We start from the raw sequence: 12,999 nt of genomic DNA on the forward strand, positions 1-12,999 counted from the left end.
CGTCCTCGTGGGAAGGACCGGCCGTCCCCGACCGGGCCGTGCCCTTCCCCGGATCACCGAAGGAGCACCGTGCGGATCGCCCGTAAACTGCCCGTCGCACTCCTGGGCACCGCCCTCGCCCTCACCGCCTGCGGCACCACCGGCCCCGAGTCCGAGCCCGACGCCGCGGAGGAGACCGGCACCGCCTCCGTCGAGTGCGGAGCCCCCGAACCCGCGGCCGACCGCGCGCCGATCGGCGACGGGTCCTTCCCCGTCACCGTGACCGGGGCAACCGGGGACCTCACCCTCGACGAGGCCCCCGAGCGCATCGTCTCGCTCTCGCCGAGCAACACCGAGACGCTCTTCGCCATCGGAGCGGGCGAGCGGGTCGAGGCGGCCGACGAGTACTCCAACTACCCGGACGAGGCCCCCACCACGGACCTCAGCGGCTTCACGCCCAGCGTCGAGGCGATCAGCGAGTACGACCCCGACCTCGTGATCCTCTCGGACAGCGCCATCGACACCGCCGAACAGCTCGACGCCGTCGACATCCCCACCCTGGTCCTGGGCGGCGCCGCCGACCTCGAGGGCGTCTACGCCCAGATCCGCATGCTCGGCGAGGCCACCGGCAACACCGAGGAGGCCGACGCCGAGGCCACCCGGGTCGAGAACGAGTTCAACGAGATCGTCGACTCCACCTGCGCCGAGCTCGGGGACACCGAGCTGAGCTTCTACCAGGAGCTCGACGAGACCCTGTACTCCGCGACCTCCAGCACCTTCGTCGGCCAGATCTACGACGCCTTCGGCCTGGTGAACATCGCCGACAGGGCCGACGACGACGAGAGCGGCGGCTACCCGCAGCTGTCCGCCGAGTTCGTGGTCGAGGAGAACCCCGACCTGATCTTCCTCTCCTACGGTGACGAGGCCGCGGTCACGGCCGTCACCGAGCGCCCCGCCTTCGACACCGTCTCCGCCGTCGAGACCGACTCGGTCCACCTGCTCGACGCCGACATCGCCTCCCGCTGGGGACCGCGCGTGGTCGACTTCGCCCAGGCCGTCGGCGACGCGGTCAGCGAGACCGCCGACCAGTAGTCGGGACCGGCAGGAACAGGGGCAGGGGCCGTGAGGGCCCGCAGCGAGGGGGAAACAGGGCGTGAAGGGCTTCGGAGTGCCGCTGGGCTGGCTCCTGGGCGGTGCGGTCGCACTGTTCGTGGCCGGGGTCTTCGGCATCTCCGCGGGCGCCGCCTCCATCTCCGCGGCGGACATCCTCCGCCACCTGTTCAGCCTCCTGCCGTTCGGTGCGGAGTCACCGCTCACCGACCGGCAGGAGGCGCTCCTCATGGAACTGCGCCTGCCCCGCGTGGTGATGGGAGCCGTCGTCGGCGCCCTCCTGGCCACAGCGGGCGGCGCCTACCAGGGCGTCTTCCGCAACCCGCTGGCCGACCCCTTCCTCCTGGGTGCCGCCGCCGGGGCCGGGCTGGGCGCCACCATGGTCATGGTCTTCGGCCAGGACCTGACCGCCGACCCGCGCGCCCTGGTCCCCGTGGCCGCCTTCTTCGGAGCCCTCATGGGGGTGGCCGCCGCCTACATGCTCGGTTCCACCGCCGGGGGAGGGGGCACCGCCGCCCTGGTCCTGGCCGGGGTGGCCGTCTCGTCCTTCCTCTCCGCGGCGCAGACCCTCGTCCAGCAGATGGGCGTCGACCAGCTCCAGCGCATCTACGCGTGGCTGCTGGGCGGGCTCGGGCGCGGCGGCTGGGACGACGTGCGCCTCATCGCGCCGTACGCGGTCGTCGGACTCGTCGTCCTGCTGCTCTCCGGCTACCTGCTGGACATGCTCGCCCTGGGCGACGACAAGGCCGTCAGCCTCGGCCTGAACCCCGCCGTGGTGCGGATGGTCGTCATCGCGGCAGCCTCCCTGGCCACCGCGGCCGCGGTCTCCGTGAGCGGGCTGATCGGCTTCGTCGGCATCGTCGTCCCGCACATCGTGCGCCGCCTCGTGGGTTCGAACTACCGGGCGATCCTGCCCGTCACCGTGCTGGTGGGCGGTGCCTTCCTCGTGACGGTGGACATCGTGGCGCGCACCGTCGTGGCCCCCGCGGAACTGCCCATCGGGGTGGTCACCGCGTTCCTCGGCGCCCCCTTCTTCGTGCTCATCCTGCGCACCACACGCCACCGGGGCACCTGACACCGGGCCGACCGCGCCCAGTCGTGCCCGGCACGCCACCGCGGCGTGATGCGAACGCGTCGAACACTCTGGGAGACTGGTTCACGCTATGGACATCACCTTGCTCGTAAGCCTCATCGTCGTCGTCGCCCTCCTGGCGGTTGGCGGGTTCTTCCTGGTCAGGACCCGACGCTCGGTCACGCCGGGTAAGGAGGAGACCAAGCCCGAGGTCACCGGAGCGCCCAAGGAGGCCGCCCCGGAGGAGGACCGAGAACGGGAAGAGGGAGCGGTGGGAACGCCTCCCGCCCACGCGCCTCCCGCGGAGGACACCGCCCCTCCGGCACCCGCCGAACCAGCCGAACCCGAACTCGAGACCCCGCCCCCGTCCGCCGGTCGCATGGTCCGCCTGCGCGCCCGACTGGCCCGCTCGCAGAGCTCCTTCGGGCAGGGCCTGCTCACCCTGCTCTCCGCCAAGACCCTGGACGAGGACACCTGGGAGGAGATCGAGGACACCCTGATCACCGCCGACATCGGTGTCACCTCGGCCACCCAGATCGTCGAGAACCTGCGCACCCGGGTCAAGGTGCTCGGCACCCGGGACACCGAGGAGGTCCGCGCACTGCTGCGCGAGGAGCTCCTCAAGCAGCTCGGCTCCGACACCGACCGCACCGTGCGCACCGAACCGCACGGCGACCGTCCGGCCGTGATCATGATCGTGGGCGTCAACGGCACCGGCAAGACCACGACCACCGGCAAGCTCGCCCGTGTCCTGGTCGGTGACGGCCGCACCGTCGTCCTGGGCGCCGCGGACACCTTCCGCGCCGCCGCCAGCGAACAGCTCCAGACCTGGGGCAGCCGCGTCGGCGCCCCGGTCGTGCGCAAGGACGAGGGCGCCGACCCCGCCAGCGTGGCCTTCGACGCCGTCGCACGGGGTATCGAGGACGGTGCGGACACCGTCATCATCGACACCGCCGGACGCCTGCACACCAAGACCGGCCTGATGGACGAGCTGGGCAAGGTCAAGCGGGTGGTGGAGAAGAAGTCCCAGGTCGACGAGGTCCTCCTCGTCCTGGACGCCACCACCGGCCAGAACGGCCTCCGGCAGGCGCGCGTGTTCGCCGAGGTCGTCAACGTCACCGGCATCGCCCTGACCAAGCTCGACGGCACCGCCAAGGGCGGCATCATCGTCCAGGTCCAGCGCGAGCTGGGCGTCCCGGTCAAGCTCGTCGGACTCGGCGAGGGGCCGGACGACCTCGCGCCCTTCGACCCCGAGGTCTTCGTGGACGCCATCCTCGGCTGACCGAGCAGCCCGCGGCGACCCCCGCGACGGCCCAGCGGCCGGACACCCGCACCCGGGTGTCCGGCCGCTGTCGTTTCCGGGCACCGCCGTCCGGTCGGGCGCCGCCCCGTGCGACGGGCTCCGGAGGCGGGTTCATCCGGGCGCAACCCCGGTGAAACACCAGGGGACGGGAACCTGGCGCACTCTTCGTTACCGGCGTGAGATGTCACTTTGCGTGCTCATATAACTCCGGAGTGTTCACGAGGTGTGGGTCTCATGTGCCGATGCATGGGCGTTCGCGCGGCCTGCACCATCCGTTCATGACGCCTTAACACTTCTGGCTGTCCTTTTACGCCCGCGCAACATGTCGGGTCCAGACGAGAAACACCCCCGCCGGACAGTGGACGCCGTGGCCAGCGCACCGGGCCCGATGATGCGCTCGCTGACTGCCGCCCTTCAAGACAATCCCCCGTCCGTGCTATGGAGGCGACGAAATGATCGACACCGGCAACACCGCGTGGCTGCTGATGAGCGCCGCGCTGGTGATGCTCATGACCCCGGGCCTGGCCTTCTTCTACGGAGGCATGTCGCGGGCGAAGAGCGTCCTCAACATGATGCTCATGAGCTTCAGCAGCATCGCGATCGTCAGCGTCCTCTGGGTCCTGGTCGGCCACTCGCTGACCTACGCTCCCGGCTACGGCGCCCTCGACATGTTCATCGGCGGCTTCGACTACGTCGGCCTGAGCAGCATCATGACCGAGGTCGAGCCCATCGACGGAACCGACGGGGGCTACCCGTGGCTCGTCGACGCCGGTTTCCAGCTGATGTTCGCCGTCATCACCGTGGCCCTGATCAGCGGCGCCATCGCCGACCGCGCCAAGTTCGGCGCCTGGCTGCTGTTCGCCCCGGTCTGGGCGCTGCTGGTCTACTTCCCCGTCGCCCACTGGGTCTGGGGCGGAGGCTGGATCTCCACCATGGGCGAGTGGACCGGGCTGCCCGAGGTCATCGACTTCGCCGGCGGCACCGCGGTCCACATCAACGCCGGCGCCGCTGCCCTGGCCCTGGTCATCGTGCTCGGCCGCCGCAAGGGCTTCGGCTCCGAGTCGATGCGCCCGCACAACCTGCCGTTCGTCCTGCTGGGCGCCGCGCTCCTGTGGTTCGGCTGGTTCGGCTTCAACGCCGGCTCCGCCTACGGGGCCAACGAGACCGCCGCCCTGGCCCTGGTCAACACCCAGGTCGCCACCGCGGCCGCGACCGCCGCCTGGATGCTCGTCGAGCGCATCCGCTACGGCAAGGTCAGCGCGCTGGGCTTCGCCTCCGGCGCCATCGCCGGCCTGGTCGCCATCACGCCCGCGGCCGCCAACGTCACCCCGGTCGGAGCGATCCTCGTCGGTGTCCTGTCCGGTGCGGTCTGCGCCTACGCGATCAGCTGGAAGTTCAAGTTCAAGTACGACGACGCCCTCGACGTCGTGGGCATCCACATGGTCGGCGGCATCATCGGCTGCCTGGCCCTCGGCTTCATGGCCTCCTCCGCCGTACCCGGCGGCGGCGACGCGGGCCTGTTCTACGGCGGCGGCTTCGGTCTCCTCGCCGCGCAGGTCATCTCCGTCGTCGGCGTGATGGTCTACTCCTTCATCGTCACCTGGGTCATCGCCAAGGTCATCGACCTCCTCATCGGCTTCCGCATCGCCGAGGAGGTCGAGACCAACGGCCTCGACCACGAGCTGCACGCCGAATCGGCCTACGCCTTCGACGAGCTCGACGAGATGGAGGAGGAAGCGGTCTCCTCGCCGACGCCTCCGGGCGGGGAGACGGCCTCACCGCAGGTCAAGTCCTAGTCCTCAACGCCGAGGCCGCAGGCCTTGAACCACTGACGTGGTGAGGTGGTCCAGGGGCCGACGGGGATTATCCCCGTCGGCCCCGTCCGTGTTCCACCTGCTCCGGGACCCGAATTCCACGCATATGTACCCGTTCATGGAGTGGTGTTGGCAGTGAGCCGTGTCCGTGTTCGATACCCTTTCGGGGCGGTGCGACAGCCGGCCCGGTTTCGGGGGAACGGCGAAGAGCTCCGGGACGGGCCGACCACGGGCCCACCGGACGCAACCGGTAGGCCAGCGCCCGCGTCTCACGTCGCGGAGAGGCAGGGCGGTGACAACGCCCGGGACCCTCCCGACGACTCACACTTCACGCGCATTCGTATCAGCACCCCACAGGTCGGGGTCAGGAGGCAAGATGGCGCCGGTTACTCGCAACAGGGGTCACAGAGGCGGCAGGAGCGGAAGGCTCGCCCTCGCCGCGGTGGGCACGATCACCGCTCTGGGACTGGCCGGCTGCGGCTTCGGTGGCGACGCCGAAGACGAGCAGCCCACCGAGGAGACCGCCGAACCGGTCGACGCCGCACCCCTGCTGGAGGAGGCCTTGACCGCCCTGGCCGACTACCCCGCGCTCACCGCGGACGGGCAGGTGGCCCCCACCGTCGGCGGAGACGTCCAGGAGACCACCCTGACCGTCGCCGACGGCGGAGCGTCCAACGGAACCGTCCGCGCCAACGGCGTCGAGGCGGAGATGATCGCCGCGGACAACAAGATCTTCCTGCGCGCCGGTGAGGAGTTCTGGCTCGACAAGGGGGTCTTCGGCCCCGACAGCGACCAGTTCGACGGAACCTGGGTGCGCTCCTCCACCGCCCAGGCGGGCATCAACCCCCAGAACACGCTCGCCCCGCCCGCGCTCGCGGCGATCCTCGAGGAGCTCGGTCTGGAGGGCGACGAGGCGGTCGAGGAGAACCTCGACGACACCCGCGCCTACAAGCTCGACCTCAACGGCGAGCGCAACCAGATGTGGGTCGACGCCGAGACCAGCCAGATCCTGCGCATCGAGATCGAGGAGCTGGTCCCCGAGGGCGGCGAGACCGGCCCCCAGGTCCGCCTCGACCTGGCCCCGGTCGACGATGCCGCCGCCGAGGAGCTGTACACCAGCCTGGCCACCACGACCGAGGAGGAGCTCACGAGCTCCCGCGACGCGCGCATCGAGGTCAGCTGGGACGGACAGCCCGCGATGGAGTGCGACGACGGCCCGCACTGCACCTGGTCCGGCACCGTGCGCGACGCGGGCGCCTCCGGCAGCGGGACGGTCCTGGTCCGCATGGACGTCACCTTCAGCCAGGAGGAGATCGGCGACGAGGAGTGCTCCGACAACGGAGCCCTCGAAGCGGGCGGCACCCTCGACCTCGCCTGTGACGCCAACTACAACATCGTCACCTCCGAGCCGCAGACCTACGAGGACATCCAGGGCGAGGCCCGGCTGTCCACCCTCGGGCTGAGTTCCGACCAGCAGGAGGAGATGCTCGCCGCCATCGCCGAACAGCGCGAGGCCACCCTGGCGGGCGACTCCGAGGACGAAGAGGGCGCCGAGGACACCGACGCCACCGACGAGGGCACCGAGGACGAGACCGAGGGCGAGACCGAGGGCGAGTAGTCTTCGGACAGAGCCGGGGCGGGGACCCAGGTCCCCGCCCCTTCCCTGTCCCGACTCCGCTCCGACCCCGCCCCCGACCCTTCTTCCCCGCCCCGCCTGACCTCCGGGCCTGGACATCGTTCAGGGTTTCACCGGGGAGGTAGGCTAGGAAGTCAATTCCGACGACGAAGGACTGGCCAAACTCGTGTTCGAGACGCTTTCCGACCGGCTGACATCGGTCTTCTCCTCGCTGCGCGGCAAGGGGCGGCTGTCCGAGGAGGACATCAACGCGACCGCGCGGGAGATCCGTCTCGCGCTGCTCGAGGCGGACGTCGCGCTGCCGGTGGTCCGCGAGTTCATCTCGCGGATCAAGGAGCGCGCCCGCGGCGAAGAGGTCTCCAAGGCCCTCAACCCGGCGCAGCAGGTCATCAAGATCGTCAACGAGGAACTGGTCCAGATCCTCGGTGGCGAGACCCGCCAGGTCCGCTTCGCCAAGAACCCGCCCACCGTGATCATGCTCGCGGGTCTGCAGGGTGCGGGTAAGACGACCCTCGCGGGCAAGCTCGCCAAGTGGCTCTCCGCCGACCGCAACACCCCGCTGCTGGTCGCGGCCGACCTCCAGCGCCCCAACGCCGTCACACAGCTCCAGGTGGTCGGTGAGCGCGCGGGCACCCCCGTGTTCGCCCCCGAGCCGGGCAACGGCGTGGGCGACCCCGTGGAGGTCGCACGCGAGTCCATCGAGCACGCGCGGCGCAACAACCACAACGTCGTCATCATCGACACCGCGGGCCGCCTCGGTGTGGACACCGAGATGATGCAGCAGGCCGCGGACATCCGTGACGCGGTCGACCCCGACGAGATCCTCTTCGTCGTCGACGCCATGATCGGTCAGGACGCGGTCAACACCGCCCAGGCCTTCCTGGACGGCGTCGGCTACGACGCGGTCGCGCTCACCAAGCTCGACGGTGACGCCCGCGGTGGTGCGGCCCTGTCCATCCGGCACCTCACCGGCCGCCCGATCATGTTCGCCTCCACCGGCGAGAAACTCGAGGACTTCGACCTCTTCCACCCGGACCGGATGGCCTCGCGCATCCTGGACATGGGTGACGTCCTCACCCTCATCGAACAGGCCCAGCGCACGTTCGACGAGGACGAGGTCGAGAAGATGGCCTCGACCATGGCCTCGGACGACGACTTCACGCTGGACGACTTCCTCCAGCAGATGTCGATGGTCCGCAAGCTCGGTCCGATCGGCAACCTGCTCGGCATGATGCCCGGCATGGGCCAGATGCGCGATCAGATCGACGGCATCGACGACAAGGACCTGGACCGCATCCAGGCCGTCATCCAGTCGATGACCCCGGCCGAGCGCGCCAACCCCAAGATGATCAACGGCTCCCGCCGCCTGCGCATCGCCAACGGTTCCGGCACGCAGGTCAGCGACGTCAACGGCCTGGTCACCCGTTTCTTCGAGGCGCAGAAGATGATGCGCAAGATGAAGAGCGGCGGCGGCATGCCGGGGATGCCCGGTATGCCGGGCATGGGCGGCGGCAACAACAAGAAGAAGATCAAGGCCCAGGCCAAGAAGGCCAAGAAGGGCAAGCAGCGCAGCGGCAACCCGATGAAGGCCCGCCAGCAGGAGGCCGAACGCGAGGCCGAGCGCAAGCGGCGTCAGGAGGAGGGCCCCCAGCAGCCGCCGCAGCTGCCCCCGGGCCTCGGTGGCGGCGGCGGTGGCCAGCCCACCCTCCCGCCCGGCTTCGGCGGTCCGAACATGCCGGACCTGTCGAACTTCAAGCTGCCGAAGAAGTAGCGGTTCGCAAGAGGAACAGTGAGACCGACCACGGCCCGCACCGGGACTTCCCGGGCGGGCCGTGCGTGTTCTCGGATACGTCCGGCCGCGTTGCGGTGTCCTGTCCAAGGAACACGTCCGCGTCTGGCACAATGAGTAGTCGACTAACGGTGGACGGGCCGGCCCTCTAACTAGCCCGCCACCCACGTCCTGCCTCGACGGGTTCCACAACCCCACGTGGGTAGCCTGTCAGGCGCCTAACACCGTTATTCGGGAGAAGACCACTCCAGTGGCTGTCAAACTGAAGCTCAAGCGTATGGGCAAGATCCGTACGCCCCAGTACCGTGTCATCGTCGCCGACGCCCGCAACAAGCGTGACGGCAAGGCGATCGAGGAGATCGGCAAGTACCACCCCAAGGAGCACCCGAGTCTCATCGAGATCGACTCCGAGCGGGCCCAGTACTGGCTGTCCGTGGGCGCCCAGCCGTCCGACGCGGTGAAGGTCCTCCTGCGCAAGACCGGTGACTGGCAGAAGTTCAAGGGCCTCGCCGCCCCGGCTCCGCTCCAGGTCGCCGAGGCCAAGGACCCCGAGGCCCAGGAAGCCGCCTTCCAGGCCGCGCTGAAGGAGCTCGTGCTCCCCGGCCAGGAGAAGAAGGCCAAGAAGGCCGAGAAGAAGACGGAGAAGGCGGCCGACAAGCCCGCCGAGACCGCCGAGGCTGAGAAGAAGTCCGAGGGCGAGGCCTAATCGTGCTGGAAGAGGCGCTTGAGCACCTCGTGAAGGGGATCGTTGCGAACTCCGACGACGTCCAGGTGAGAGCCAAGCGGCTCCGCAAGGGCAAGGTTCTGGAGGTCCGGGTCCACCCAGACGACCTTGGCAAGGTCATCGGCCGCAACGGCCGGACCGCCAAGGCACTGCGGACCGTCGTCGGCTCTCTCGCCGGCGGCCGTTACGTCCGTGTGGACCTGTTGGACCTGAACGAAGTGCGCTGACGCGCCTCTTGGGGCGCCGACCGCTGACGGTCGGCGCCCCGCTCTCGTGCCCGGGGACCGTGCGAACGGCCCCGGGCACACCCTTCCCCGGGGACCGACCTCCTCGGGGCCGGTCTTCCAGGGGGCTGCCCCCCGACAGAGCAGGCCCGGTGACGACCCCGGCCGCCCGGGAAGACCCGGGACACCCGGAAACAACCGAAGGAAAGCACTCATGCGACTCGTGGTGGGCCGGATCGGCCGCGCGCACGGTATCCGCGGTGACGTCGCCGTCGACGTGCGCACCGACGACCCCGAGGCCCGGTTCACGGTCGGCGCCGAACTCCGGACGGACCCGGCCCAGGTCGGCCCGCTGAAGATCGCCTCGATCCGGCGCCACAGCGGCAGGCTGCTCATCCGTTTCGAGGGCATGGCCGACCGCGACGCCGCCGAGACACTCCGCGGCACCCTCCTGATGGTGGACTCCGAGGACATCGCCCCCCTGGACGACCCCGACGAGTTCCACGACCACGAACTGATCGGCCTGACCGCCGTGACCACCGAGGGTGAGACGGTGGGCGCCGTCGAGGACGTCCTCCACCACGCCCAGGACGTCCTCGTCATCACGGGCGAGGCCGGACACGAGATCCTGGTGCCGTTCGTCGCCGCCCTGGTCCCCGAGGTCGACGTGGCCGGCGGCCGGATCGTGCTCGACCCGCCGCCCGGCCTGCTCGACCTCCAGAACACCGACTGAACGAGTACGCAGTGCGCATCGACATCATCAGCATCTTCCCCGACTACTTCGCTCCCCTGGAGCTGTCGTTGATCGGTAAGGCGCGCGAGGCGGGCCTGCTCGACGTGCGCGTCCACGACCTGCGCGAATGGACCCACGACCGGCACAACACCGTCGACGACACCCCCTACGGCGGTGGTCCCGGCATGGTGATGAAGCCCGAGCCGTGGGGCGAGGCCCTCGACGAGGTCGTCGCGGAGCGGCCCACCCGGCTGATCCTGCCGACGCCGAGCGGGCGCCCCTTCACCCAGGCCGACGCCGAACGGCTGGCGGGGGAGGAGAACCTGGTCTTCGGGTGCGGTCGCTACGAGGGCATCGACTCCCGGGTCGCCGTCGACGCCGCCCTGCGGATGCCGGTCGAGGAGATCAGCATCGGTGACTACGTCCTCAACGGGGGCGAGTCCGCGACGCTGGTGATGGTGGAGGCGATCACCCGGCTGCTGCCCGGGGTGCTCGGCAACCGGGAGTCGCACGTCCAGGACTCCTTCGCCTCCGGCGGTATGGAACACCTGGTGGAGGGGCCGGTGTACACCAAGCCCGGTACGTGGCGCGGCCAGGAGGTGCCCCCGGTCCTGCTCTCCGGGAACCACGGAGCCGTCGACCGCTGGCGCCGCGACCAGGCACTGCGCAAGACCGCACGCAACCGCCCCGACCTGATCGAGGCCACCCCCGCCGACGGTTTCGACAAGCGTGACCGCGAGGTCCTCGCCGAGGAACCGGCCGAGGAACCGGCCGAGGAGCCGACCCAGGAGGCGGTCCAGGAGGCGTGACCGGGCCGGGCGGCGCTCCGGCCGCAACCGCCGGGCAACCGGTCCGGAGTGTGCCGAACGACCGGTTCGGGGCGGCGGAGATCGTGTGGCAAACTGGGTGGGTTCCCCCCTGGTGACCCCAAGGCATCCGCATGCCGGCGGTACGACGTCGGCCTCTGTGTTGGTCACCGGGTGGTTCGACTGTTCAGACCCAACAGGGCCTCGCCCGCGCACCCCCTCCTCGGAGCAGCCGGGGAGCAGGACGCGGCGCGCTATTGATGAGGATTCGCGAGATGCACACCGCCATTCAGGAGCTTGAGAAGGCTCAGCTTCGCACCGACGTTCCGGAGTTCCGCCCGGGCGACACCCTCAACGTTCACGTCCGCGTGACCGAGGGCACCCGCACCCGTGTCCAGGTCTTCAAGGGCGTTGTCATCCGCCGCCAGGGCTCGGGCAACCGCGAGACCTTCACCATCCGCAAGGTGAGCTACGGCGTGGGTGTGGAGCGTACGTTCCCCATCCACACCCCGGCCATCGAGAAGTACGAGGTCGCCGCCCGCGGTCGCGTGCGTCGCGCCAAGCTGTACTACCTGCGCGACCTGCGCGGCAAGGCTGCCCGCATCCGCGAGCGCCGCGAGCCCATCTCCAAGTAGGTCTTGCCTGATCCGGCCGGAACCGCGCCGCCCCACCAGGTGGCGGTATAGGCTTTCGGCCGATGAGCAAAGACGAGAAGGACCTCGGCTCGGACGGGGTCCAGGACGAGGATTCCGCCCGGCCTGGCCCGGAGGAGCAGAGCTCCGCCACTGGCTCCCAGACGCATGAGCGTCTGGGAGCCAGTGGTGTATCCGATGCCGCTGGCCAGGAGCCGGAGGAGAGGGCGGACGCCGACATGAGCAAGTCCCAGAGCAGTGACAAGAAGGGGTCGTTCTGGAAGGAACTCCCCATTCTGATCGTGATCGCCCTGGTCCTGGCGTTCGTGATCAGGACCTGGGTGATGCAGGCGTTCTACATCCCCTCGGGGTCGATGGAGAACACCCTGCTCGTCGACGACCGGGTCCTGGTGAACAAGGTGGTCTACCAGGTCCGCGAGCTCGAGCGCGGTGAGGTCGTCGTCTTCAGCGGCGACGGGTCGTGGGACGACCCGACCGTCGTGCAGCCGCCGGAGTCGACCAACCCGATCAGCAACGGCTTCACCTGGGTGCAGCAGCAGCTGGGCGCGGCGCCCACGGGCAAGGAGTACATCAAGCGGGTCATCGGCCTGCCGGGTGACACCGTGGAGTGCTGTGACGACCAGAACCGCGTCCTGGTCAACGGGGTGCCCCTCGACGAGGAGGCCTACCTGTACCCGGGGAGCGTCGAGAGCCACACCGAGTTCGGCCCCATCGAGGTGCCGGAGGAGCACGTGTGGCTGATGGGCGACCACCGGGCCATCTCCCACGACTCCCGGCGGAACCAGAACAACCCCGGTGGCGGCGCCGTGCCCCTCGACCATGTCGTGGGCCGGGCCTTCGTCATCATCTGGCCGTTCAGCCAGGCCGGAACGCTGAGCATCCCCGCGACCTTCGACGAACTGAACGAGGCCGACTGATCCGGGACACGATGCGTTTGCGCAGGTCACCGTGGTGCGTTTGAGGCGGGTGACCGATTCGTCGAAGGAAATACGCTCGACGGGGCGCAAAAGCCCGTTCCGTGACGCATGATGGATCTCGGATCGTATCGGCGTTCTCCGAACGCGCGGCACCGGTCTCCGGCGGGAACAAGCCGGGTGGCCACGGTGTCCACGTGAGGGGAACCGGCACACCACGACCGGAGAGTGCTGACGAAAGC

At 69.7% G+C, this 12,999-nt stretch carries 12 protein-coding genes; all 12 read left to right on the top strand.

The window, feature by feature from the left end:
- Positions 1–69: 69 nt before the first annotated feature.
- The 12 genes from D458_RS0125525 to lepB all read left to right on the top strand — a co-directional run bounded on the left by D458_RS0125525 (position 70) and on the right by lepB (position 12,760).
- Positions 70–1,071: an ABC transporter substrate-binding protein gene (locus tag D458_RS0125525; RefSeq protein WP_017589553.1), complete on the top strand. Its 1,002-nt coding sequence runs from the start codon at positions 70–72 to the stop codon at positions 1,069–1,071.
- Positions 1,072–1,132: 61 nt separating this feature from the next.
- Entirely contained in the window at positions 1,133–2,164 is a 1,032-nt protein-coding gene (locus D458_RS0125530) for a FecCD family ABC transporter permease (RefSeq protein WP_017589554.1), read from the top strand.
- An 88-nt stretch (positions 2,165–2,252) separates the two neighbouring features.
- Positions 2,253–3,443 carry a signal recognition particle-docking protein FtsY gene (gene ftsY / locus D458_RS0125535; protein ID WP_017589555.1) on the top strand — a complete coding sequence of 397 codons (1,191 nt, stop codon included), beginning with the start codon at positions 2,253–2,255 and terminating at the stop codon, positions 3,441–3,443.
- A gap of 473 nt (positions 3,444–3,916) precedes the next feature.
- Positions 3,917–5,260: an ammonium transporter gene (locus tag D458_RS0125540; RefSeq protein ID WP_017589556.1), complete on the top strand. Its 1,344-nt coding sequence runs from the start codon at positions 3,917–3,919 to the stop codon at positions 5,258–5,260.
- A gap of 394 nt (positions 5,261–5,654) precedes the next feature.
- Positions 5,655–6,896 carry a hypothetical protein gene (locus D458_RS0125545; RefSeq protein WP_026119678.1) on the top strand — a complete coding sequence of 414 codons (1,242 nt, stop codon included), beginning with the start codon at positions 5,655–5,657 and terminating at the stop codon, positions 6,894–6,896.
- A gap of 184 nt (positions 6,897–7,080) precedes the next feature.
- Positions 7,081–8,685, top strand: a complete 1,605-nt coding sequence (gene ffh, locus D458_RS0125550) for a signal recognition particle protein (protein WP_017589558.1) — start codon at positions 7,081–7,083, stop codon at positions 8,683–8,685.
- Between the two features lie 268 nt (positions 8,686–8,953).
- On the top strand, positions 8,954–9,409 hold the full coding sequence (rpsP, locus tag D458_RS0125555) for a 30S ribosomal protein S16 (RefSeq protein WP_026119679.1): 456 nt from the start codon (positions 8,954–8,956) through the stop codon (positions 9,407–9,409).
- Positions 9,410–9,411: 2 nt separating this feature from the next.
- Complete coding sequence (locus tag D458_RS0125560) at positions 9,412–9,654, top strand: RNA-binding protein (protein WP_017580734.1); 243 nt, start codon at positions 9,412–9,414, stop codon at positions 9,652–9,654.
- Positions 9,655–9,865: 211 nt separating this feature from the next.
- Positions 9,866–10,384 (top strand): ribosome maturation factor RimM, encoded by a 519-nt coding sequence (gene rimM / locus D458_RS0125565; RefSeq protein WP_017589560.1) that lies wholly within the window; start codon positions 9,866–9,868, stop codon positions 10,382–10,384.
- A gap of 11 nt (positions 10,385–10,395) precedes the next feature.
- Positions 10,396–11,193 (top strand): tRNA (guanosine(37)-N1)-methyltransferase TrmD, encoded by a 798-nt coding sequence (gene trmD / locus D458_RS0125570; RefSeq protein ID WP_017589561.1) that lies wholly within the window; start codon positions 10,396–10,398, stop codon positions 11,191–11,193.
- 272 nt (positions 11,194–11,465) lie between these two features.
- Positions 11,466–11,825, top strand: a complete 360-nt coding sequence (gene rplS / locus D458_RS0125575; protein WP_017589562.1) for a 50S ribosomal protein L19 — start codon at positions 11,466–11,468, stop codon at positions 11,823–11,825.
- A 62-nt stretch (positions 11,826–11,887) separates the two neighbouring features.
- Positions 11,888–12,760: a signal peptidase I gene (lepB, locus tag D458_RS0125580; RefSeq protein WP_026119680.1), complete on the top strand. Its 873-nt coding sequence runs from the start codon at positions 11,888–11,890 to the stop codon at positions 12,758–12,760.
- Positions 12,761–12,999: the final 239 nt, after the last annotated feature.

The organism is Nocardiopsis ganjiahuensis DSM 45031, from assembly GCF_000341085.1.
In the GTDB taxonomy this organism is placed as follows: domain Bacteria; phylum Actinomycetota; class Actinomycetes; order Streptosporangiales; family Streptosporangiaceae; genus Nocardiopsis; species Nocardiopsis ganjiahuensis.